Origin of the sequence: Xanthocytophaga agilis (genome assembly GCF_030068605.1) — a bacterium.
GTDB lineage: Bacteria > Bacteroidota > Bacteroidia > Cytophagales > 172606-1 > Xanthocytophaga > Xanthocytophaga agilis.
The window spans coordinates 1-22,212 of sequence record NZ_JASJOU010000028.1; the positions used below are offsets into that span (position 1 = coordinate 1).

The following is a 22,212-nucleotide window of genomic DNA, read 5'->3' on the forward strand; positions in this document are numbered from 1 at the left end:
GCCTGTGGTTGTTGCCTGTGGTTGTTGCCTGTGGTTGTTGCCTGTGGTTGTTGCCTGTGGTTGTTGCCTGTGGTTGTTGCCTGTGGTTGTTGCCTGTGGTTGTTGCCTGTGGTTGTTGCCTGTGGTTTGTAAAAATAACGATAAATCAGAACCTGTATTAGTAGATGCATCGGTAGAATAAAATACATATACAGACGCCGATAACTTATCTCCCCGTTTGACTTTCAGAATACGGCTTGGTCCCATGGGTTGAGAAGAAGTCAGTTTAGCCGAATTAGAGCCAGAAGAAGCATGTTCACTATTATGGGTTGCTGTTACATTGTAAAACTAAACAGAACAGCAACTATTGAGTAAGCCAAAAATATGATAGAGCAAGCGGTTTACTTATACAATCAGCGAAAATTACATGTAGCATTAAACCATCAAACACCTAATACTGTCCATCAAAAGTTAACAAAAAATGAACTTAAGTAGAAAAAAAAGTCCTTGTCAGACTTACCAACAAGGACTCTATTTAATCTTTTACTAACTGTCAATTTATTTAAGAATGGGACAAGTATTTAGTGTACTATAACAGAAGGGAGTATCCTTATCTTAGGAGCAAAGCCAAGTACTAAATGTTTGTTGGTGACTACAGTAATGAAAGTTCATTTCATATCCTATCCCTAATATTGAGACCACTCAGCTTTGATGAGCCTAGCCTTATCGTAGAGACCCCGATATTCAATTGAATAACCTGATAATCCAATAAAATTGTGCCTATAAATGGCATAAGGATCTCCTTCTTTTTTAACTGAGTGTAGAAGATTACTAAATAAAAAATCCTCTCTCATTAATATTGGAATTACTTCTGTAGAATCGAGTCTTATATAACGATTTGTATTCTTTATCAGAAATGTGAGTTCCTTCGGAGAATCTCCATGTGAACTTATGAGCACCTGAGTTGTATCATTTTGATGAGATAAAACCCCAAAGATAGAATGATCCGGTCTCAGATTCTTCTTTTTCATGTAGTCTAAAATCTTTGCTTTTACAAAAACGGGAATAAAATAGTAAACAGAATCACGACTCTGAGCAAACGAACCATTTACAGACATGGCAAACAGGCATATAGTAATCAGCATTCGAGATACTTTATTTGTGAATGCCAGCTCTTGTTTCAAGCGCATCCCGAAGAATTTGCTTACTCCTTGGTTGTTTATTTGATATATCTCCATTTTGATTAACTTTATATACATTTTGGTTATCAATAGCATATACAGACCCTCCTATACGGCCCGCAGTTATTCGAACACTACCTCCAGCTGCATTAGGTTTTACACTCACACCACGATGTAATGTCATTCCAGGGACAGGATCGGGGTGGGATGCGCCACACCTACAACAATTTGACCACTGGAAGGGTCATTAAGTCCACTTGGTTATGTTCCTGGAACATAACTTATACATTTAAATGTTCAACCGGAAGAGGAGCAGTTGTCAATGTTCCTGAGGAATCAGGTGTTCTAAATCCCAATGTTCCTGCATCATAATCAAAAACAATAGGAACATTAAATTCTGCTCCGGCACCATTCCCTGCACCATTACCAGTTGTGTAAACCCCAGCCATATAGGTTTCTTAATCTGCTTCACTCATAACAGTTATTGCGTTACTATTCTGTTGTAATTCTGCTGTAGCATTCAAAGAATTAGAGCTTCCATCATTTCCTGCAACAATAGCTTTATAAGTATTTTCTTCAATACCTCTTATATTATTGGTTATAGCTCCGTCCGTGCCTTAATACTTACCTATTTTTGAGTAATCATCATCATAAGGTGCCATTCCATCTGGATCTAAAATCATTATTGGATTATTGGCAGCATAAGTATAAGGAGAAAGAGCATAGTATTTCTCAGATTTATTATCAATTGCATGCCACCTACCAATTTGTGAATCGTCCATCCTTGCCCCTAGATCAATCCAATTCAGTCCAAACGGTTCTGCAACCTGGTAGGAACCAGCAATGAAAACACGTTTCTGAAAGACCCAACCGGAAACCGTCGCTTTCCCATCATTGAAACAGGTGTAATTGATAAAGAGTACTACAATACCATTGATAAATATGAACTCTGGAAAGAGGCTTACTTTATCTATCTGCAAAATCCGGATTCTAAATTTGATGCAAACGATTTCCAGCTGATCAATGAGGTGGCAGACAGCTATCTGCGTCGTACGCCCGAACAGGAACTGTTATTAAAGTTCTATGAAGAAGCCGATGAAGAAACAGGATTGTTTCGCACCACCAGTGATATCCTAAATATGCTGTTAGGAAGTAGCAACATCAAAACAATGAATACAGTCAATCTGGGCAGGGCTATTTCAGCACTCAAGTGGAAGAAATCTATTCAAGGTACAGGTAAACACAAACGATATGGCTACTTCATCCAGGAAAAAACGCTTGCAATGAACAGACAAGTCTAGCCAAATTAACAACTTGGGTAAGCTGGGTAAACTTGGGTAAGATGTGGGTAGGATGTAATGAATTGATAATCAGGCTGGGTAAGATGGGTAGGATTTTTGGCCGGTAACTCTCCTGGAAGAAGTGGGAATGATGGGTAAGTATATACTATATATAGTATTTTTTATATTATTCTCTATATACATATATAAGGGAATCTTACCCAGAAAGTAAGAGAGAACCACTTTATCATCTAACTATTTGACTCATACTATGCAACCAACCGAATCCCGTTTACAAGGCCTATGTTTTCAATGGCACTGGAATACATTTCCTCACTACAGAGGCTTATTACATAGGAACAACAACACCGCCCAAAACGCGATTAAAGGGGCTTTAAACCGCTCGATGGGAATTGTCAAGGGAGTAGCAGACCTGGAATACTTCTTTGCATCTACAGGCCATTTTATAGAGCTAAAATCACAAGAGGGCATTCAGACCTGTCCCGCCATCGGCGGGAGCGAAGAACAAAAACTGTTTCAGGCAAGAATTGAAGAACAAGGCGGATACTATCACATTATTCGCAGTTATGACGAGTTCAAGCAATTAATCACCGCTATTCCTACAGGCCACCACCGATGAAAAAAATACAATCACACACAATCTATGATGACAATCCGAACCCTGTAGGGGCAGGGCTCGCCCCTGCCCAGATTCCCACCGAACGATTGGGATTATTCCGAACCAATGTAGGGGCGCACCTGTGTGTGCGCCCAGTTTCCCACAGACCGCGTTTGTGGTATTCCGACATTGTAGGGGCGATTGGCAGATCGCCCACATTCCCACAGACACGGCATGGGATACATCCGAAAGGATTGTCTGTTAAATCTGATCCTTCGCGAATGGAACCAAGGCGACCGCCAGTCGCCCCTACAGGTGTCGGATTAATCCAATCATAGCCTGTGGGAAACCGGGCGCACACACAGGTGCGCCCCTACATTGGTTCGGAATAATCCCAATCGTTCGGATGGTAAACAGGCAATTACATCACACCAAACCCTTACCCCCTATGGCAAAATCGATATACGATTACATCCAGTTCGTGTTAGACAACTGGAAAACCTCGACCCTGGGTTTATTTACTTTCTCAGGGTATATTCTTTGGCTGGCTAATCGAATTGATACACAGTCGTTCGTTTCGTTACTAGCCTTTATTTCAACAGTCGGGTTCGTCTCCATGAGAGACCCTAAATAACACAGATGCATGCCATCCCACCGTATCGGGATAGGCAGCCTTAGCGAGGACGGCATCAATCCCCATCCTTGCTTTCGTTCCCGTCGTTGGTGTTATCACCAACGACCTTGTTTCCCACCGTTCAGGTTGGTGATAACACACAACCTGGGGAAGAGCACAACGGATTCACAACTCGTCCTGTTCACGTTCAATAAACCACATATAACAAACTACCTCTATGAAATTCCAATACCTGATTATACACTGCACCGCCACCCCTGCCGGACGCTGGATCTCCCCTGATGATGTGAAACGCTGGCACACTAAACCCAAACCCTACGGCAACGCCTGGAAGCAAGTCGGCTATTCCGATCTGATTCTGCTGGATGGCTCCAGGCACCAGTTCGTCAAACACAACAATGACCAGGTAATAGACTCTTTTGAAGTTACCAATGGAGTAGCAGGCATCAACTCCATTTCCAGACATCTCTGTTATGTAGGCGGCCTGGACTCGTCTCACAAAATGCCATTAGATAGCCGCACCCCTCAGCAGATCTCAACCATGTTAGACATTCTCGGTGAGGTACTGGGTTATGCCCCTAATGTAAAAATTGCCGGACACAACCAGTTCGATAACAAAGGCTGTCCGTCTTTCTTTGTCCCCACCTGGCTTAAACAGCTAGGCATTCCCAAGCACAACATCGAGTGGCGCGATCCGTTTGGCTATGAGAAGTACTTTAAGCAAGTTTGGAAGAAGTAAAAATACAAAAGCCGACCTGAAAACAAGTCGGCTTTTATTCCTTATTTTGCCTCTGGTAATATACCCACCTATGAACAATAAAAAAGAAGCAAACCGTTACGATAAAATATTCAAGGAAAATCTGGAAGCTGTTACGCTAAGCATGATTGAGAAAGTACTCCGGATCGATGTTGCCAATTATGAGAAAATACCATTAGATCTGCAACGGACCCTGGAACGAAAACCCGATCAGCTACTCAAAATTACAGACAGGCAAGGCGATACGTTTTTACTGCAACTCGAGTTCCAACTGGTCGATGAAGCACGGATGGTAGACCGCATGTTTGAATACAAAGCCTTGATCTGGCGTAAATATCAATTGCCTATTCGCCAGTACGTCTTGTTTCTCTCAGATACGGTGCCTACCATGCCCACCCGTATCGAGCAACACGGATTAGTATTTTTCTTTGACCTGGTCAGGCTTTCGCTGATAGACTATCAATTATTTCTCTCATCAGATAAGGCTGACGAGGTTGTATTTGCGGTTCTGGCGAATTTTGGCAATATGGAGCCAGAGAAAGCAGCCAGCCAGATTTTAGATCGCCTCACCCAGGTTTCACCAACTCCACTGGAACTAAACCGTCACTTGCAACAGTTACGGATATTAGCTAATTTGCGTAAACTATCACCTTTTATTGAACAGATTATGGAATCCATTACTAACTATATCAAAGAAGAAGATGATTATTTCTTCAAAAAAGGAGAGAGAATAGGAGAACAAAAAGGTAGACAGGAAGGTAGACAGGAAGGATTGCAGGAAGGGAAACAGGAAGGAAAGCAGGAAGCGATTCTCAAATTTCTCAAAGATGGGATTCTGACTACCAAACAACTGGCTTCGTATTTTGATGTAACCGAAGAGTTTGTCGAAGACCTACGCAAAAGCCTAGACAAATAGCATATACAGTACTCCAGACAACCTGAGTCATCCTGAATTTTGAGGGAAGTATTTTACATTGGAAGCATTATCCGATAGTAAAATAATAAGCTACAAAGAGAGTTACATCCACTTCAATCGTATGCGGTCGTATAGGTGCGTAGGCAATCTTTTCTCCGCGAGGTTGGCCTTTGGCCTGCGGGCGGAAGGATCGGAGAAAAGGGCCCTTTTTTGCTCACACACAGATCTGGCTCACCAAACTCTCGTTTGGTGCCCTGTTTTTTGGGCAAGCAAAAAATGAAGAGATCAGTGGAAGAGTGATGAAAGTGACTATAATCAAACTCAGGAAGAGAGCTTTTTCAAAAATTACCCTAGGCTTGGGTTTTATTCAAATCCAACATTCAAGATGACTCATGTTACTTATTTCTTATATTCTGAATACACTGTGTATTGACTCAGTAACAGATTCCACTGCGTCACTTCCTCTTTCTGTTTTTCATAGTCCTCTATATTGTCTGACAGATAATCGTTGACAATATCATACTCCATATCATTGACAATCTTTTTTCGCTTTGCGATTTTTGCCAAAATGCTTTTATTTCCTCTGATATCCTGAGTGGCATTTCTGCCAGTACGTTTTTTATATTCGTCAAATAAGGCTTGTTTGAGTTTCGGGTTTTCACATTCTTCCCAGCTTCCCAGCAATTGTCGTTGCAGCATGCCTAACCCAATTGTATTCTTCTTGTTATAAGCATCCTGAGCTATTTCTTTTCTGTGAAGAGTAACGGAAATATGCCAATTCTTCACCTCACTACTTACATCAATCATCAATAGGATTCTTTCCAACAAAATATCGGCTTTTTTCTTTTTTTCCATAGAAATGAGTTGGTTACTAAAGCAGTAAAGATATCACCGATTTAGGCTACAAAAAAGAAGGGAAGCAAAGCCAGAGATTATTTTTCTTTTGTGTACTACCTAGTTGATCGTGTGTCCAGATTAGAAAAACAGGCATGTGGAATAAAGTTTTTGCAGATTTTAACAGGTATTTTTGTTTATACACATAATTTCAAAGTAGCCTGTCAGAATGGCTATGCAAGAGGTTATAGTACCAATCAATCATTTAACTAGTCGAGCTATGAAAGCACTCCCAATAGAACAGCTAGAGAAGTATGCAAACCCTGAGCTGGGAAAGCCGATAAATCTCAATGAGGTTGAATCTTTGTATAAAGAAAGTTTTAACCTTGTTTGTCTGCATGAATATTTTGAAGGGTGGGAATTCGATTTTTCCTACCAAAAATATATTGACAGTTCTGAAGAAACGAATCTGATCTGGATTAGTGACCAAACTCTTCATATAAATGAACACGTATTCGCTTATCCTCTCACCTTGTATGCATTTATTCAGCATTGCAATCAGGTAGGCGTAAACTTAGTGTGGAATCAGAAAATACTAAAGCGGTTCTATACAGAATGAGTAATGAAAAAGACAAAAGTAAAATAAGCTATATAGACATAACATAATCAGAAGATAATAGCCTGCAGTTGCCTATACATGGCAACTGCTTATTGGCCAAACAACAGGACTTTTTAAAATCATCCAGGATAAAAGAAGTATATAGAGCTGTTTCCAAACAAAATACAATTGATATAGTACACCAATAGTATGAAGCATTCCTCAAGCTGACTAGCCGTTTTACACAATGAATGGTATAAGCTCTGAGCAAATAACACCTCAACAAACATATCCAAACAAGTATGTCCAAACGGTTATAACAGATCAGTTTCTCTTTATTTTTGTTTTGCTCTGAGATAATCGTGTAAAATAGAGCAAATATCATTTGCTAGTATCGGCTTGAGCAAATAGTCTTTGATAAGTGGAGTTGTGTTTGCTTTCTGAAGATCGAACTGATTAACAAAAGAGGTCAGCAGATAGATTCCCAGCTTTGATTTTACGTTATTATACCCGGGAATGGCAATGAGTAAATCTGTCAACTTTTTTATAAATTCCCACCCATCCATTTGCGGAAGCACCATATCCAGAAAGATCAAGTCAGGGAGTGTATCAAAATCCCCTTTCAAAAACAACGTTCTGATTTGAGCCAAAGCCGCAGATGCGGTAGAGAAACAAGATACTTTAACCTGAATCTGCTCAAATGGCTGTTCCATTACATCTCTGTTGGATTGGCCTTCACTGTTTATCTTGTGTTCTGACTTAGGAAAACTACTATTCTCTTCTGAGTTCTGTTGGCTTGTTTTTATTGGATGAAACTGTTCGTTACACACCTTTTCTATTTGTTTTTCAAATATCATTCGATCAACCGGATCATCGTCGACAACATAGATTTTCACAAGCATACCGGATTAGTTTTATCTTTAGTAAAGTATAAAGTAGATATCTCCTTTGAAATTACTTATGATCAGAAAATAACTAATTCGATAAATAGCTAAAAAAGTATGCCTGTTCTTTACACTTTTTATAAAAAAAGGAAGAGAACATAGTTAGATTACAATGAATAGGGTTCAGTAGTATTTTGACAGATTTCAGATTATCCGGCATCTTTAAAATTTCATATATTCTATCCTGCACTTACATATAACAGATAGTTGACTTTTATCAAAAAATAGAATTAATTGCATTCTATCCTTTACTGTTTTTTTTGCCTAGATCATTGATTATCAATTTAGTAGGCGTTTTTTTATTTTTCAGATCTGCGGATTCTCTTTAAACTTACGCCAGTATATGAAAACCATACAAGTAGGACAGAAAGTTATTTTAAGAAAAAATATCAATATCCATTCCATTGAGGTTACTGCTGAAAATGACACTCACAGCCATAGTAGAGAGAAAGAAGTAATACTCAAGGAAATTGGAGAAATCCTTAGTGTCGTTGTGGATCAACACGGCCTTGAATGGGTAGTTGAAACCAATCGACTCTTACCATCTGATAACTATTATCTCAATTCAATGGATACCAATAAATAGAATAGATTACTCCCTGGTGAGTAGTAGGCTGTGATTGAAACCAGTTTTTTTGTGAAGAAAAAAACGTCTATAGTATACAAAGTGATATTCGTAACCAGAAAATTATAAGCAATCCTGCAAACCACCAGCCTTTCTTCTTAATCAGGTAAGGTGATTTCTCTAGCGGTTATTTTGCTTTTTCCCATACTGGTTTTGGAATTGACTGAAAAGAAAGTGTAGAGTCTTTCTCCCCCTTCTCTCATTCTTGTTGTAGCGTGCTTATTTCCATCTAGTTAGTTTACACCTGCCTTAAAAATAAAGCTATCATGAGCTTGCTCTTGACTAAGCGGATAATGCACTACTTATGCACGATATAATGCCTATTGCCCCCACTCCCACTGTTACGAAATATACAACGGATGGGTGCATTTAGCCATTGGTCACAGTGGCGATAGACCCTACTTTTGTACTATACCATCTGTTCATTCAATCATCTACCCGGATAGAAAGGTTTGTGAAAAATGTCATTGTCCGTTAAACAGATCACTGAGTAGCATCAGATAGTGCAGCTTATTCTTCCAGCAGCTTTTATTCGCATTATACCTATTGGTAAATTTTTATACTATGCACACTCAAACCACACAAATCCCTGGCTATACCTATGGAGAAGTAGCCACCTCACCCGTATCTGAGGCTGATTTAGACTTGCTGAAGCAAACCGTACTTTTATCTGAAGAGGATGTACTCTATCTGCAAATGGCAGGAAGAGTACTCGAAGACCAGACAGAAAACATACTGGATGTCTGGTATGGCTTTGTAGGCTCACATCCGTATCTGGCTCAGTATTTTGGAAAAAACGATCAGTTGAATGATGCCTATTTAGCCAGCGTACGTAAGCGCTTCGGGCAATGGATCATGGATACTTGTTTTCGTTCTTACGATCAGCAATGGATGAATTATCAGCATGAGATTGGCCTTCGTCACTTGGTTAAAAAGAACCAGACGGATGGAGTAGATGCTGTTCCGATTATACACTTCCGATACCTTGTCACTTTTATTGTGCCAATCACTGCAACCATAAAACCGTTTCTGGCTAGAAAAGGCAATAGTGTAGGCGAAGTTGAGAATATGTACAATGCCTGGTTTAAGGCTATTACACTGACGGTGGCACTCTGGTGTTATCCCTATGTGAAGGAGGGTACTTTTTAAGTTCCATTTTTTGCTCCGCCTTACCAGATAAGATCTCCTGTAAAACATACATATAGTTCTTTATCACTCATTTAAACACAAACCTATTATGACACCTACTCCATCTAAAACCGTAGTCTTTATTACCGGAGCTTTTGTCAGCCACAGTTGCTGGGACGAATGGCGTACCTATTTTGAAAGCAAAGGCTATTCAACCATTGCACCACCCTGGTTACACAAAGAGGGTACTGCGGCTGAATTACGGGCCAGACAACCCAATGATGTGGCGCTGGCAACTCTTCATTTGGAAGATCTGGTAAATCATTATGTAAACATTATCAAAGGACTACCTGAAAAACCGATTGTGATTGGTCATTCGTATGGCGGTATGCTTACACAGATCATGGTGAATCGCGATCTGGCGGCTGCTGGGGTAGCCATTCATTCCGTCCCTCCACTAGGCGTATTTCCCTATGAATTCTCCTTTCTGAAAGCAGGCTGGAAGTCGTTGGGACTGTTTACGTCACTGGAAGAAACCTATCTGATGTCTTTTGAAGACTGGCAGTATGCTTTTGTGAATGGAATGTCATTTAATGACCAGATTGCTTCCTATGAAAAATATATCATACCGGAGTCGAAAACTGTAGCACGGGATGCATTAACCCCTGCAGCAAAAGTAGACTTTGCCAAACCACATGCGCCTTTGTTGTTTACAGCCGGCGATACAGATCATATTACGCCTGCCCATCTGAATCAACGCAACTTTAAAGCATACGAAGAAAACGGCTCTATTCTCGAGTACAAACTCTTTACCAACCGGAATCACTATGTATTGGGACTGCCTACCTGGAAAGAGGATGCAGACTACATCTTACAATGGATAGATAAAGTACAACAGGCTGTGCCAGTGAGCAGTAATCAGGTCGAAGCCTGAGCTAGTTGACAACGCCTCTATAGTCTCACTTACCCATTTTTCAATCTTAACTGGTTCAGTTACTTGGCCTTTGGCTTGTCCCATAGCTTTTCTAGAAATGAGTCCAGTAAATAAAGAAAAAGCACCCTTTTCTGTCCTCCTGTAAGGAACTCGTGGCAAGACCGGCGACCTATGGATTCTGAATATATTTGTTTCTCTCAGAAAGTAAGCATAGCACTATTTGTCACAAGATTCTTTCAGAAGGACAGCGAAAGGGTGGTTCTTTCAGCAGGACAAAAGAGAAGAGGGCACAAAAAAGGTTTTAGGAAAAAATCCCTCTAAAATTCTATTTATTTTTTTCTCACCTAAACTCACTTCAAACCATGAATGCAGCAGTTTCACAAACTTCTGGTGTAGCGTACTATGCCGAAGATCCGCGTATCGACCAAGGTACTAAGGCCTTTTTACAGATTCTGAACAATTCAGGCGGCCCTGCTCTGGAGACGTTGTCTCCGGAAGCCGCCCGGCTAGTGCTGGTAAATGCACAAGCTTCCATACCCGTCGATGTATCAGGTATTGAAACCACAGAGAAAACCATTACCTATGATGGATATACCGTGAAGCTACACATTGTCCGTCCGGAAGGAGTAAAAGAGGTATTGCCTGTCTTTCTCTTCATACATGGAGGAGGTTGGGTATTGGGAGACTTTCCTACTCACCAGCGTTTAGTCAGAGATTTGGTAGTACATTCCGGTTATTGTGCTGTGTTTGTTAATTATACTCCATCTCCGGAAGCTCGCTATCCGCAAGCTCTCAATGAAATTTATGCAACTACCCAATGGGTTGCTGAACATGGTGCAGAAATCAATGTAGATGGAAAACGCCTGGCCATAATTGGAAACAGTGCAGGCGGAGATCTGGCAGCAGCTACCTGTTTGATGGCTAAACATAAATCAGGTCCGAAAATTAGTTTACAGATACTACTATGGCCGGTTACCAACGCAGACTTCGAACTGGATTCATACAAACAATTTGGCGAGGATCGCTTTCTGACGACATCTGTTATGAAATGGATGTGGGATCAGTATGTGCCAGATCTTGAGAAACGGAAAGAAATCTACGCAGCCCCTTTGCAAGCATCTGTGGAACAGTTAAAAGGCTTGCCTCCTACACTGATCCAAGTAGCGGAGAACGATATATTGCGTGATGAAGGAGAAGCCTATGGCTGCAAATTAGATAAAGCAGGGGTAACAGTAACTACCATACGCTACAATGGAATGATACATGACTTTGGCCTTCTGAACGGTCTGGCAACATTGCCCGCTACACGTTCACTATTTGTCCATGCCGCAGCTGAGCTAACCAAATACCTCGGATAGCATTCCAGGCAGGTAGGTGTATAAAGATGCTTACCTGCCTGGCTATAGAGAATGAGAAAAGCGTGATAGCATATGCTGATTCCTCATTTTGCATCGCTGATTTATAGCCAGAATAGCTGATAGGGCTTTTACTCTCCTTCTTCCAGCACGCTTGTTGTCTGGCAGGTTATTCTATAGTCCATTCATAACTTAATGTTCCCTAAACACAATCAAACCATGCGACTTTTATTTATCATTCTTATGCTTACCAGCACTCTTCTAACTACATCCTGTGATGATGACAAAGACGAGGCAGATCCGAAACCAACCTTTGTGTTTGTACATGGCACCTTTGCCGGTCAATATGCCTGGCATCTGATTAAACCCAAACTTGAGGCGAAAGGCTACCAGGTAGTGACCTTTGATCTACCTGCTCATGGCGATGATCAGACACCTGTTAGCCAAGCCAACTTTGAACTGTATGTAAAGACAACAGTAGACAAAATCAATGCGATTCCAGGAAAGGTAGTACTAGTCGGCCACAGCGGTGGTGGAATGGTTATCACAGCAGCAGCAGAACGGATTCCTGCAAAGATTGAAAAGCTGGTGTATATGTGCGCCTTTTTGCCCAAAAGTGATCAGACTCTCTACGAACTGGCTATCTCTGATACGGCAAGCTTGCTCGGACGCAGCCTGCAACCCTCTCAGGATGGATTAACCGCCTCACTACCGGAAGATGTGCTGATCCAGGTGTTTGCGGTTGATGCGTCAGAAGAGATTCAGAAGGTAGTCGCGAAAACACGGCCAGAACCGTTGGCTATCTTTCAGGGTAAAGCAACATTAACGGCTGCTAATTTTGGTAAAATACCCAAGTACTACATTAAAACGCTTAAAGACGAAGGTATCACCCCAGCCACGCAACAGAAAATGATTGATGCCAATGGCTCTGTTGTCAAGACCTATACTATGAACACAAGTCATAGCCCCTACTGGGCTCAGCCCGATGAATTGGTGACTATTCTACAGGAAATAAACTAAAGTGAGGCTGGCCGCTTATCGTTTCCCAAACTTTTCCAGAAAGGAGTCCGGTAAATAAAGGAAAAGCACCCTTTTCTGTCCTCCTGAAAGGACCTCATGACAAGACCGGCGGCCTTTGGATTCTGACTATATTTGTTTCTCTCAAAAAACAATCATGTCACCTAATTTGAAAGCAACGTCCGTTGCGTTGGGACAAATAGAGCCAAGTTTAGGTTTGTGATAATACCCAAACAAGGTTTTACCCACCAACGCAGCGTCCGCTCAATGCTGTCAAGGTAAGGGAGTTTATTTCTTTTTTCCATATTTCTTTATTGTCCTTCTGAAAGAATCTTGTGACAAATAGAGTGGCGCTTGTATTATGAGCGAAAAAAATACTCTCCAAATTCAGTGGCCGCCGGTCTTGCCACGAGTTCCTTTCAGGAGGACAAGAGGGGGTTGAGAGGGTAAAAAGAGAGTTTTCTCAAAAATACATCAGTCATCCCAAATTTTGAGGAAAAGAATATCACATTCCTTAAGAAAAAGAGAAACAAAGGAGTTACAAAGAGAGCCAAGATCACTTCAATCGTGGATGGTGGTGCAGGTGCGTTGGCCTTCCTTTTCCCGCGAGGTTGGCCTTTGGCCTTGCGGGCGGAAGGATCGGGAAAAGGTGCCCTTTTTTGCAGCTAGCACAAATCCTGGCCCAACAAATTCTCATTTGTTGTCCTTTTTTGGGCAAGCAAAAAATGAAGGGGCCACAAGTAGAGTAAAGAAAAGGATTAGAAACAAACACAGGAAGAGACAAGCAAAAAAGTAACAGGGTGATAAGAAGAGAAATGTTCTGAACAATAAACAAACGCAGAAAGAAACATTTCTCAAAAAGAAACCCAAGCCTACACCATTTTTAAAAGCATAGGCTTGGATTTTACTCATATCCTAAATTCATAATGACTCATGTATATACCTATCTGTTTTGTACTTTCAGACAGCATCTGCATTCACCAATGAAAACCTGGTTTTATCAATAGCATCATTCAATGTAGGGGTAGCCTTGAAGCTTATAAAAATACTTAATCCGTTATCGGAAGTCAGGGTTAGTTTTCCGTCAATGTCATCGGTTAATCCCCGGATGAGTTTAAGCCCTAATCCTTCATTGCTTCTTTTTGTCAAGAAGTCTGCAGGTAACCCTTTGCCATTGTCAGAAATTGTCAGAAGTATTTCATTATTTTCTGTCTGTTTGCATTCGACTGAAATACTATTATTCGATTCCTGTTTAGGAAAAGCATACTTAAATGCATTGGTAACAGCTTCGTTCACAATCAGTCCAATTGGTACTGCCTGAGAAACATCCAGCTGGATAGATTCATAATTTTGATGAAAGTGGATAGGATAACCGTCACTAAAGCTTTCACGCAAGTGTTGAATTAGTTCTTTCAGGTATTCCTCCATATTGATAGAAGCTACATTGGTTGCCTGATACAGTTTTTTGTGAATCAAAGACATAGCATATACCCGATTCTGGCTTACCTGTATTGCCTGTAAGGCATCATTACTCAAACTATGGGATTGCGATTCGAGCAAACTTAATACTGTCTGAAGATTATTCTTAACCCGATGATGTACTTCTTTTAACAACCATTCCTTTTCAGTAAGAAGATGTTGCAATTGCTTGTTGGTTTTCTGCTTGATCCGGTATTGATTGTAAAGCAAGCCCATAATTATACCCAATAACACAATGCCTGCCAGGGTAGTATTTCGTATTATTTCTGATTTTTGTATTTCGCTTTGCTGTACCTGAGTTTGCTTGGTTAATAGATTAATAGACTGTGCTTTTAGCTTAATGTCCTGATCTTTTTTCTCAGTTTCATACTGCACCTGCAACTGGGCAATCTGCTGGCTTTTGGCCTCATTGAAAATCGAGTCATTCAGACGTTTATGGAGCTGATAGTGAGCAATAGCTGAAAGGTAATTCCCCTGAGCAGAATCAACTTCAAACCACGACAACTGATTCACTGAAAGATCTGCTAACGAACCAGATTTTTCAGCAAGCTTTTTTTCCAGTTGCAGATATTTCTGAGCCAGTTTATACTGTTTGGTAGCAATAGTAAAGGGTATGACTGCGGTATATATAATGCTATAATCCCCTGGGCTTAAGTCTGGTTTCTCAGCCAGTTCCAGCAACTCATTACAATAGGTTTGCCCCTGTGTATATTGCTTTAACAATTCGTATACAGTTACAAAGCTGGCTTTATTGATTATCATACTACTTATATCAGGAGGAGGATATCTCTTTGTAATGTCTTTCAGAAATACCAGTGCTTCAGAATACTTATGCGATTTGAGTAAAGAATGGCTGATATTTTGAGCCAAACTATTTATCGTATTGAGATCCTTATTCTTTTCAGCAACAGTCAACGCTTTCTTGAAGTAGAGGTATGCCTGTTCGTAGTCTTTTAAATAATAATAGGTAATACCCAAATGATTATAGATTGTGCTCATCTGTGCAGTTTCATCATGTAGACGTTCCCCTGTTTTCATAGCAAGCAAACCATATCTTATTGCCTCTTTATACTCTCCTGATATGGAGTAGACAGCACTTAAAATATCGTAGATACTTTGTAGGCGGGAATAATTAATAGATTGATATACAGCCAAAGCTTCTTTTAGCTTTTTAATAGAACGGGTATAATCTCCATCTATGGAATACAGGTCCCCTATTTCTTTTAAGCAATGAGCAATCTGTACTTTACTGCCTGCCTGCTTAAAAGCCAACAGGGCTTTTTCAGCGATATCGATTCTTTGAAATAATATCTCTTTGGAAGCAAAGGCCGAATAAAAATTCCTTTGCTCCATATAAGCTTCCCCCAGTCCATAGGTATATTTGATTCTGGCAAACATATCAATTGCTTTACCAATCATTACTTTACCCCTCTCGTTATCTCTTTTTTCCCGATAGGCCATTGAATATAGCAAGTAAGAATAGGAAATTCCTTTTTGAAATGAGAGCTTGTTGCTCAGCTGCTCAGCTTCTTGAATAAGACTCAATGCACTATCCAGATCTGTTTTGTGCTCTCCAGGCTTTTCAATATAAAACCGTCCTGCTTTTTGCAATAAATAGACACGATTTGTATCCTGTTTGGCAACCTTCAATAAGCCCAGTGCATCAGTAGCTTCCTTTACTGTTATATCCTGTGCATGACAATAACAGTTACCAATACACAACAGTAAAATAACTATGGAAAGATTCTTCATTGGATAAAGTGCTTTAGACAATGTAAAACAACCAGCTAAGATAGAAGACTAAAAAAAGAAGTATAAAACTATTCGCTCTAAGTTGTTACTCAGATAAGAGACAGAGTTCATGTAATAATGTATGAACTCTATTTTAGAGTTTTTGTCAGTAATATAGCCTATTTTCATGTAGACTTGTGTGTTAGTGGCTTCCATTTTTAAAAGCAGTAAAGTTCATTCCTGAATTGTTTTTGAAGAACTTGCTAAAATGCGCATAATCGGTAAACCCTAACTCGTACGCTACTTCCTTCATACTTAAGCCAGAATACAGTGCCTGCCGCTTTGCTTCCAGAACGATGTGCTGCTGAATATGGTAACTTGCTGGAAATCCAGATACTTTCTTTACGATCCTATTGAGATAATTGGGTGTAACACATAGTTCCCGCGCATAATCTGCAACCATTCGTTTGGTGGTATAATGTATTTTCAACAGAGCTATAAATCTTTCAGCAATATGTATGTCTTTTTCTGGCACGTTTACGTAGTCCTGCCTTTCTGCTTTTCTGGATAAGTAAATAATAAATATTTTCAGCAGACCTTTTAAAATCTCCGTTCGTAGCATAAAACAGTTAGACAATTCTGTTCTCATCTTCATCAGAATATCTTCCAGTTCATGATGTATTTCCTTTGTTGTATGAATAATTTGCAGATTTCTGCCAAAGCTGTTTTGAAGAGTTAGAAAAGAAAAGTCCTGTTTGTTTTCTGCCAGATAGGCAAACTCTTCCGATAAGGAAATGTAATACCCTTCTACCTTTCCATTGGTTGAAAATTGACGCAATTGTCCTGGAGAGAGACAATAAATAACATTGGGTTCAATTACATATTCCTGACAGTCAACTGTTAATTTACCGGTTCCTTCAACTATCCAGATTATTTCAAAACCAGTGGTACGGATAGGACTGTTAAAAGATATAGGATGGTTCTGTTCAAGCCATTGGAGTGTGTGAATCTCCACTGGGTTGTCAGCCTTGGCATTGCCTTTACTTGTCATCTGAAAATGATCTCTGGCTGATTCATGGGTATCGGTGGGTCGAACCTTTAGTCTCATGGGGAAGAATATTTAAGGTTATAAAAGTGTATTTCTAGTATCAGGACTTCCTTATCAAATTGTAAATCTGAATTGCATTACCTTCCTATATCGTTTCCGGCTATACTTCAAATAGTACTATCACGTGAGCTAAACTCGAACAACTCTTTTCCTTTACTAAACAAAACAGGTATTACACTTTTCTATTAGTACTAAACCTCCATACAGCGTTTGTAGACGATTACGTTTTGTATCCTTTCCTACAACTGATATACCAATAAATTAACGCATTGAATATCAATTAATTAAAACTATATTTATCAATAATAATTGTTGATATTTCAACAATTAACGAAAGTATTGGTGAGATATAACCAGTTTATCACTTACATTTAGATAAAACTCATTTTCAAACTATATGGATCAGACCCATTGGCAAGACCTGGAACGGAAATTAGAGGAAAAAGAAATTTTGCTTTCTTTAATCAGGGATATAGCATCGATACGAAACAAAGAGGATCTGCAGCATGTTTTGCAGATCAAACTCCAAAAACATCTGGCTGTCAGCGGCTTCCGAATTAGCCTAATAGACAAAGCATCATCTCAGGTAGTGCCTTTTCTGATCATCACAGGCCAGTATGGTCAAAAGAATCGGGAACTGGAGTTGGAACTGAACCGAAATCTGCCTCTGCAGGATGGAATTTTTGATAGAGTATTAGAGACTGGCTCTACGGTTAGAACAGATCTGACAGCCAAATCCGTCACTACCCATACACCAAAGTACATACGTTTGTTGAAAACTACCGGCTTAACGGAAATCGTTTCGGTACCCTTAAAAAGTGAAGAGAAAACCATAGGCGTCATGTGTATGATAGGCGATTCCAAAAATAAATTTCGCCCTGAGCACTATACCCTGATTGAAAGTGTATCCGCCCAGATTTCAATAGAAGTCGCCAACATCCTGGCCAATGAAGCCATAGCCCGAAAAGAAGAGGAGAAATCTATATTACTATCTCTGAGTAATAGCATGGCCCTTGTGCGCAGCAAACAAGACCTTGCCAGTACCATCAACCAAAAACTTAAAGAGCTTTTTTTCATAAAGGATTTTACCATCGTAGCTCTTGACCAACAGGATATGACCTTTGGCGCGTATTTGTTTGATGAGGACAATACCCCCTACCTGCAAAAACGGGAGTATCTGCAAACCATTTATTCCAATTTTAAGTTTGAGAAACAATTCTATGACCTTGTGCTACAATCTGACAGGCCTGTAATCTTTGATATAAAGGAACTAGCTACCCAAAAAAATGCGTCAGGGCATGCACTATTTTTTCATTCCATCGGCATTGATTTCATAATCGGGGCTGCATTACGCATTGGTAATACAAACTTTGGTGTACTTTGGATTCAACCGGAAAATCTAACCGATTTCAATACCGTCAATACGACTATTTTTACAGGTGTCTGCTCACAAATATCCATCGCACTTTCCAATATCATCGCCAATGAGGCACTCGAAAAACAATATAAGGAGAAAGAAATACTCCTTTCCCTTAGCAATGCTATCGCTTCTACCCGTGATAAGACTGATTTGCTTAAAATCATTACCCATCAGCTCAAGCAGCTGTTCAATTATAACGACGCATCCATTATCATTCTGGATCAAGAGCAGCAAACATACAGTGCATATTTGCTTGACATGGAAGAAAAACGAACTTCTCATCCCGATTGTCTACCAAATGCGACTGGTAACTATGCTGTGGCAGACCGGATTTGCGATGCAATATTGGCAGCAGAAGGTCCGATTGTTTTTGATAATGAGGAACTCATAGAGCAAGGGACTGTCCCTTCCTGGCTTGCTTTCCTTCATAAAACGGGTATCCGTGAGATGGTTAGTGTGGCTTTACGTTACAGCAATAAGAATATCGGCGCTTTTTTTCTCCATTCTGAAAATAAAAACTATTTCAAACCTTATCAGCTTACTTTGATTCAGGGCATTTCCTATCAGTTATCCATCGCCATGGCAAATATTCTGGCCAATGAAGAGATAGCCAGACAACTGGAAGAGATCAAGCATTACAAAAGCCAGTTGGAAGAAGAAAATCAATATCTGCAGGAACAGGTAGAAAAAGCCTATAACCATAGCGAACTGATTGGGGAAAGCCAACCTATGCAGAAGGTATTTCATATGCTTTCACAAGTGTCGTTTACCAATAGTACAGTCCTGATCTTAGGTGAAACCGGAACAGGGAAAGAACTCATTGCCAGGGCTGTTCATAATGCTTCATCCCGAAAAGATAAACTTATGATAAAGGTCAACTGTGCTGCATTGCCAGCCAGTCTGATAGAAAGTGAATTGTTTGGACACGAAAAAGGTGCTTTTACAGGAGCAATAGAACGTCGTATTGGTAAATTCGAAATGGCACATAAAGGTACGTTGTTCCTGGATGAAATTGGCGAATTACCCCTGGATTTACAGGTGAAGCTACTGAGAGTATTACAGGAAAAAGAGATTGAACGAGTTGGTGGTCAAACTACAATTAAAACGGATGTACGTCTGATTGCTGCCACCAATCGCAATCTGCAAAAAGAGGTAGAAGCCGGCAGATTCAGAAGTGACTTGTATTATCGCCTGCATGTATTCCCGATTGTAATGCCTCCACTTCGGGAGCGAAAAGAGGATATTCCTTTGTTAGTAACTCATTTTATAAAAAAATATACACAAAGAACAGGAAGGGAAATTTCTACTGTTACCAAAAATGTAATGAATGCCTTACAGGCATACCACTGGCCGGGGAATATTCGGGAGCTGGAACATTTTATAGAAAGAGCTGTATTGCTTACCTCTGGCAATAGTATCAGACAAATAGACCTTCCTTCATTTGCAGGCAAGAGAACCGTTGCTGACTCAGTAGAAAACTACTCGATAAAAACACTGGAAGAAAACGAACGAGATCATATTCTGGCTGTATTGAGGAATTGTAACGGAAAAGTATTTGGTCCTGGCGGTGCTGCTGAACTATTGAATATTCATGTGTCTACCCTCAACTCCCGAATGAAAAAATTAGGTATAAAAAAAGAACATATATTTGTTCAAAAAAAATAATCATAAGCTATCATTTTTTACCGTAACCCTATTGCGCTTGTTAAATTACCCATTTTTTTGAAAATTGTAGTAACTTGCCAATATGGAGTACTATCTATGAAAAATAAGATTCTGATTGTAGAAGACCAGTTTGTAGAAGCCAACAATCTGCAAATGATCCTGGAAAGAGCAGGATACGAGGTATGCCCCATTGCTCGTTCCGTTTCGATAGCTCTGGAAATCATAGAAAAAGAAAAGCCCGATCTCGTATTGCTGGATATTTTTCTGAAAGGTAAACTAACAGGTATTGATCTGGCCAAAATCTTACAGGAACAACAGATTGCATTTGTTTATTTATCAGCTAATTCAAATAAGGAAATTCTTGATGCAGCAAAGGCCACTAAACCCTACGGCTTTCTGGTAAAACCTTTTCGGGAAAAAGATGTACTCGTCACACTAGATATAGCAAATTATTTACACGAAAACAATCTTCAGTCTGCCATTCGCCAAGAATCACAACAGGCTGCAAAACAATCTTTTCCCACTACTCACTTTAAAGACATTATTGGAAAAAGCAGGAGTTTAGATCTCGTTTTAAATCATGTACAGATTGTAGCCCCAACCAATACATCCGTTCTGCTTCTGGGCGAAAGTGGCACAGGCAAAGAACGCATAGCAGACGCCATTCACTTACATTCTTCCAGAAAAAACAAACCTCTCATAAAAGTCAACTGTGCTGCATTGCCAGCCAGTCTGATCGAGAGCGAATTGTTTGGCCACGAAAAAGGTGCTTTTACAGGTGCCACAGAGAGAAGAATTGGTAAGTTTGAACAAGCTCAAAGTGGTACTATTTTTCTGGATGAAATTGGCGAAATGCCCCTGGATTTACAAGTAAAGCTACTGAGAGTATTGCAGGAGAAAGAAATTGAACGGGTTGGTGGAAGAACTACCTTTAAGGTAGATGTACGCATTATAGCTGCGACGAACCGTAATCTGGAAAAGGAAGTTGCTGAAGGTCGTTTCCGCATGGATTTATATTATCGTCTCAATGTATTTCCGATTGTGATGCCTCAACTTCGGGAACGAAAAGAGGATATTCCTCTGCTTGCTCAGTATTTTCTGGAAATATATACCCGAAAAATAGGGAAACAAATAACAGGTTTGTCTGACAACGTTCTGGAAGCTTTGGTTCAATATAGTTGGCCAGGCAATATTCGCGAACTGGAACACTTCATTGAAAGAGCTGTATTACTTACCCAGACAGAGATGATTCAACATGTAAGCATACCTGTAGATGTACCAAAGGAAGAAGCTTCTTTAAAGAACCCGCAAGACATTAAATCTATGGAAGAAATGGAGCGGGAGCATATACTATGGGTGCTGGAGCAATGTAATGGAAAAGTATTTGGACCCGGAGGCGCTGCTGAATTACTAAAGGTACCTGTTTCTACTCTCAATTCCAGAATGAAAAAGCTGGGTATTGAAAAAGAGAACTTCTTCTCTATCAACAAATCTTAGTCAACACAATCGTTTTAGGTACTTCTTTTGCTAAAGTTCTGGAAAATAAAACTCCTACTTTACCAGGCTCGCTTCTATAAAGATCCTGGCATTTAACATCCGGCTGACAGGACCATACAACTCCGTCTCTTTAATACAGGCTTCAAATGCTTCCTGACTAATTCTGGAGACTTTTGCTTTTATAGTAAGGTGCGATTCTGTGATTACCGCATTTTCAAATGTGATATGGCATCTTGTTTCCAGTAACTCTGCTGTAAAACCTGCCTCATTCAATACAAAGCTCAGTTTCATAGTGAAGCAACTGGCATGGGCCGCAGCAATCAATTCTTCCGGGTTTGTGCCAGGCACCTCACCAAACCGACTGGTAAAAGAAAAATACACCTGTTCTAAAATTCCGCTTTGGGTACTGATCTGTCCATACCCATCTTTTCCAGTACCAGTCCAGGTGGCAGTAGCATGGCGTTTCATAACTATGAATGGTGTTCTATAGCGTGATAAGGAAGAATCAGGA

At 40.1% G+C, this 22,212-nt stretch carries 25 protein-coding genes; 14 read left to right on the forward strand and 11 right to left on the reverse strand.

Annotation, left to right across the window (positions count from 1 at the left end):
• The 5 genes from QNI22_RS39080 to QNI22_RS39100 form a co-directional block, all read right to left on the reverse strand.
• Nucleotides 1-246 (reverse strand): hypothetical protein (locus QNI22_RS39080; RefSeq protein WP_314519931.1); only part of this gene is annotated, 246 nt, incomplete at its 3' end.
• 419 nt (nt 247-665) lie between these two features.
• Nucleotides 666-1,124 (reverse strand): hypothetical protein, encoded by a 459-nt coding sequence (locus QNI22_RS39085; protein WP_314519933.1) that lies wholly within the window; start codon nt 1,122-1,124, stop codon nt 666-668.
• A 10-nt stretch (nt 1,125-1,134) separates the two neighbouring features.
• Entirely contained in the window at nt 1,135-1,344 is a 210-nt protein-coding gene (locus QNI22_RS39090) for a hypothetical protein (RefSeq protein WP_314519934.1), read from the reverse strand.
• Nucleotides 1,345-1,441: 97 nt separating this feature from the next.
• Nucleotides 1,442-1,609, reverse strand: a complete 168-nt coding sequence (locus tag QNI22_RS39095) for a hypothetical protein (protein ID WP_314519936.1) — start codon at nt 1,607-1,609, stop codon at nt 1,442-1,444.
• A 168-nt stretch (nt 1,610-1,777) separates the two neighbouring features.
• Nucleotides 1,778-2,134, reverse strand: coding sequence for an RHS repeat-associated core domain-containing protein (locus tag QNI22_RS39100; protein ID WP_419836277.1), 357 nt, complete (start codon nt 2,132-2,134; stop codon nt 1,778-1,780).
• Between QNI22_RS39100 and QNI22_RS40475 the strand changes: the two genes are divergently transcribed.
• The 4 genes from QNI22_RS40475 (at nt 2,018) to QNI22_RS39120 (ending at nt 3,693) form a co-directional block, all read left to right on the forward strand.
• Nucleotides 2,018-2,461, forward strand: coding sequence for a hypothetical protein (locus tag QNI22_RS40475; protein ID WP_419836278.1), 444 nt, complete (start codon nt 2,018-2,020; stop codon nt 2,459-2,461). The genes QNI22_RS39100 and QNI22_RS40475 overlap by 117 nt on opposite strands.
• A 238-nt stretch (nt 2,462-2,699) precedes the next feature.
• On the forward strand, nt 2,700-3,080 hold the full coding sequence (locus tag QNI22_RS39110; RefSeq protein WP_314519943.1) for a hypothetical protein: 381 nt from the start codon (nt 2,700-2,702) through the stop codon (nt 3,078-3,080).
• Nucleotides 3,077-3,397: a hypothetical protein gene (locus QNI22_RS39115; protein ID WP_314519945.1), complete on the forward strand. Its 321-nt coding sequence runs from the start codon at nt 3,077-3,079 to the stop codon at nt 3,395-3,397. Before QNI22_RS39110 ends, QNI22_RS39115 begins: the two co-directional genes overlap by 4 nt.
• Before the next feature lie 110 nt (nt 3,398-3,507).
• Nucleotides 3,508-3,693 (forward strand): hypothetical protein, encoded by a 186-nt coding sequence (locus QNI22_RS39120; RefSeq protein ID WP_314519947.1) that lies wholly within the window; start codon nt 3,508-3,510, stop codon nt 3,691-3,693.
• Nucleotides 3,694-3,880: 187 nt separating this feature from the next.
• Here QNI22_RS39120 and QNI22_RS40245 read toward each other — a convergent pair whose 3' ends face one another.
• The gene (locus tag QNI22_RS40245) at nt 3,881-4,192 is read right to left on the reverse strand and encodes a hypothetical protein (protein WP_336620950.1); all 312 of its coding nucleotides are present in this window, start codon (nt 4,190-4,192) and stop codon (nt 3,881-3,883) included.
• 42 nt (nt 4,193-4,234) lie between these two features.
• Between QNI22_RS40245 and QNI22_RS40250 the strand changes: the two genes are divergently transcribed.
• Nucleotides 4,235-4,432 (forward strand): peptidoglycan recognition protein family protein, encoded by a 198-nt coding sequence (locus QNI22_RS40250; protein WP_336620951.1) that lies wholly within the window; start codon nt 4,235-4,237, stop codon nt 4,430-4,432.
• Between the two features lie 70 nt (nt 4,433-4,502).
• A complete protein-coding gene (locus tag QNI22_RS39130) occupies nt 4,503-5,366 on the forward strand; it encodes an RpnC/YadD family protein (protein ID WP_314519951.1) in 864 nt (287 codons plus the stop codon).
• Nucleotides 5,367-5,765: 399 nt separating this feature from the next.
• On the opposite strand, the gene QNI22_RS39135 is transcribed toward QNI22_RS39130, so the two are convergent.
• Nucleotides 5,766-6,221 (reverse strand): hypothetical protein, encoded by a 456-nt coding sequence (locus tag QNI22_RS39135; RefSeq protein WP_314519953.1) that lies wholly within the window; start codon nt 6,219-6,221, stop codon nt 5,766-5,768.
• Nucleotides 6,222-6,480: 259 nt separating this feature from the next.
• Between QNI22_RS39135 and QNI22_RS39140 the strand changes: the two genes are divergently transcribed.
• Nucleotides 6,481-6,819: a hypothetical protein gene (locus QNI22_RS39140; RefSeq protein WP_314519956.1), complete on the forward strand. Its 339-nt coding sequence runs from the start codon at nt 6,481-6,483 to the stop codon at nt 6,817-6,819.
• Nucleotides 6,820-7,133: 314 nt separating this feature from the next.
• Here the strand turns inward: QNI22_RS39140 and QNI22_RS39145 are convergent, their stop codons facing one another.
• Nucleotides 7,134-7,700 (reverse strand): response regulator, encoded by a 567-nt coding sequence (locus QNI22_RS39145; protein ID WP_314519957.1) that lies wholly within the window; start codon nt 7,698-7,700, stop codon nt 7,134-7,136.
• 385 nt (nt 7,701-8,085) lie between these two features.
• Here QNI22_RS39145 and QNI22_RS39150 point away from each other — a divergent pair, with 385 nt between their 5' ends.
• The 5 genes from QNI22_RS39150 (at nt 8,086) to QNI22_RS39170 (ending at nt 12,804) form a co-directional block, all read left to right on the forward strand.
• On the forward strand, nt 8,086-8,328 hold the full coding sequence (locus QNI22_RS39150) for a hypothetical protein (protein WP_313994367.1): 243 nt from the start codon (nt 8,086-8,088) through the stop codon (nt 8,326-8,328).
• Between the two features lie 603 nt (nt 8,329-8,931).
• On the forward strand, nt 8,932-9,516 hold the full coding sequence (locus QNI22_RS39155) for a protoglobin domain-containing protein (RefSeq protein WP_314519960.1): 585 nt from the start codon (nt 8,932-8,934) through the stop codon (nt 9,514-9,516).
• An 88-nt stretch (nt 9,517-9,604) separates the two neighbouring features.
• The gene (locus tag QNI22_RS39160; protein ID WP_313981996.1) at nt 9,605-10,429 is read left to right on the forward strand and encodes an alpha/beta hydrolase; all 825 of its coding nucleotides are present in this window, start codon (nt 9,605-9,607) and stop codon (nt 10,427-10,429) included.
• A 362-nt stretch (nt 10,430-10,791) separates the two neighbouring features.
• Nucleotides 10,792-11,787: an alpha/beta hydrolase gene (locus QNI22_RS39165; RefSeq protein WP_314519963.1), complete on the forward strand. Its 996-nt coding sequence runs from the start codon at nt 10,792-10,794 to the stop codon at nt 11,785-11,787.
• A gap of 216 nt (nt 11,788-12,003) precedes the next feature.
• Nucleotides 12,004-12,804, forward strand: a complete 801-nt coding sequence (locus tag QNI22_RS39170; RefSeq protein WP_314519965.1) for an alpha/beta fold hydrolase — start codon at nt 12,004-12,006, stop codon at nt 12,802-12,804.
• A gap of 957 nt (nt 12,805-13,761) precedes the next feature.
• On the opposite strand, the gene QNI22_RS39175 is transcribed toward QNI22_RS39170, so the two are convergent.
• Together QNI22_RS39175 and QNI22_RS39180 are read right to left on the reverse strand one after the other, a co-directional pair.
• Complete coding sequence (locus tag QNI22_RS39175; protein ID WP_314519967.1) at nt 13,762-16,032, reverse strand: tetratricopeptide repeat-containing sensor histidine kinase; 2,271 nt, start codon at nt 16,030-16,032, stop codon at nt 13,762-13,764.
• A gap of 181 nt (nt 16,033-16,213) precedes the next feature.
• Nucleotides 16,214-17,119, reverse strand: a complete 906-nt coding sequence (locus tag QNI22_RS39180; protein ID WP_314519969.1) for a helix-turn-helix domain-containing protein — start codon at nt 17,117-17,119, stop codon at nt 16,214-16,216.
• Between the two features lie 397 nt (nt 17,120-17,516).
• Between QNI22_RS39180 and QNI22_RS39185 the strand changes: the two genes are divergently transcribed.
• A complete protein-coding gene (locus tag QNI22_RS39185) occupies nt 17,517-20,204 on the forward strand; it encodes a sigma-54-dependent Fis family transcriptional regulator (RefSeq protein WP_314519972.1) in 2,688 nt (895 codons plus the stop codon).
• Between the two features lie 96 nt (nt 20,205-20,300).
• Nucleotides 20,301-21,701 (forward strand): sigma-54-dependent transcriptional regulator, encoded by a 1,401-nt coding sequence (locus QNI22_RS39190; RefSeq protein ID WP_314519975.1) that lies wholly within the window; start codon nt 20,301-20,303, stop codon nt 21,699-21,701.
• Between the two features lie 54 nt (nt 21,702-21,755).
• Here QNI22_RS39190 and QNI22_RS39195 read toward each other — a convergent pair whose 3' ends face one another.
• Entirely contained in the window at nt 21,756-22,169 is a 414-nt protein-coding gene (locus tag QNI22_RS39195; RefSeq protein ID WP_314519977.1) for an OsmC family peroxiredoxin, read from the reverse strand.
• Between the last annotated feature and the right edge of the window lie 43 nt (nt 22,170-22,212).

Bases quoted from the DNA above. Each gene is read 5' to 3' on its own strand.
- QNI22_RS39085 (WP_314519933.1), bottom strand. From the start codon at position 1,124: ATGCTGATTACTATATGCCTGTTTGCCATGTCTGTAAATGGTTCGTTT.
- QNI22_RS39090 (WP_314519934.1), bottom strand. From the start codon at position 1,344: ATGACATTACATCGTGGTGTGAGTGTAAAACCTAATGCAGCTGGAGGT.
- QNI22_RS39095 (WP_314519936.1), bottom strand. From the start codon at position 1,609: ATGGCTGGGGTTTACACAACTGGTAATGGTGCAGGGAATGGTGCCGGA.
- QNI22_RS39115 (WP_314519945.1), top strand. From the start codon at position 3,077: ATGAAAAAAATACAATCACACACAATCTATGATGACAATCCGAACCCT.
- QNI22_RS39120 (WP_314519947.1), top strand. From the start codon at position 3,508: ATGGCAAAATCGATATACGATTACATCCAGTTCGTGTTAGACAACTGG.
- QNI22_RS40250 (WP_336620951.1), top strand. From the start codon at position 4,235: ATGTTAGACATTCTCGGTGAGGTACTGGGTTATGCCCCTAATGTAAAA.
- QNI22_RS39130 (WP_314519951.1), top strand. From the start codon at position 4,503: ATGAACAATAAAAAAGAAGCAAACCGTTACGATAAAATATTCAAGGAA.
- QNI22_RS39135 (WP_314519953.1), bottom strand. From the start codon at position 6,221: ATGGAAAAAAAGAAAAAAGCCGATATTTTGTTGGAAAGAATCCTATTG.
- QNI22_RS39140 (WP_314519956.1), top strand. From the start codon at position 6,481: ATGAAAGCACTCCCAATAGAACAGCTAGAGAAGTATGCAAACCCTGAG.
- QNI22_RS39145 (WP_314519957.1), bottom strand. From the start codon at position 7,700: ATGCTTGTGAAAATCTATGTTGTCGACGATGATCCGGTTGATCGAATG.
- QNI22_RS39150 (WP_313994367.1), top strand. From the start codon at position 8,086: ATGAAAACCATACAAGTAGGACAGAAAGTTATTTTAAGAAAAAATATC.
- QNI22_RS39155 (WP_314519960.1), top strand. From the start codon at position 8,932: ATGCACACTCAAACCACACAAATCCCTGGCTATACCTATGGAGAAGTA.
- QNI22_RS39160 (WP_313981996.1), top strand. From the start codon at position 9,605: ATGACACCTACTCCATCTAAAACCGTAGTCTTTATTACCGGAGCTTTT.
- QNI22_RS39165 (WP_314519963.1), top strand. From the start codon at position 10,792: ATGAATGCAGCAGTTTCACAAACTTCTGGTGTAGCGTACTATGCCGAA.
- QNI22_RS39170 (WP_314519965.1), top strand. From the start codon at position 12,004: ATGCGACTTTTATTTATCATTCTTATGCTTACCAGCACTCTTCTAACT.
- QNI22_RS39175 (WP_314519967.1), bottom strand. From the start codon at position 16,032: ATGAAGAATCTTTCCATAGTTATTTTACTGTTGTGTATTGGTAACTGT.
- QNI22_RS39180 (WP_314519969.1), bottom strand. From the start codon at position 17,119: ATGAGACTAAAGGTTCGACCCACCGATACCCATGAATCAGCCAGAGAT.
- QNI22_RS39185 (WP_314519972.1), top strand. From the start codon at position 17,517: ATGGATCAGACCCATTGGCAAGACCTGGAACGGAAATTAGAGGAAAAA.
- QNI22_RS39190 (WP_314519975.1), top strand. From the start codon at position 20,301: ATGAAAAATAAGATTCTGATTGTAGAAGACCAGTTTGTAGAAGCCAAC.
- QNI22_RS39195 (WP_314519977.1), bottom strand. From the start codon at position 22,169: ATGAAACGCCATGCTACTGCCACCTGGACTGGTACTGGAAAAGATGGG.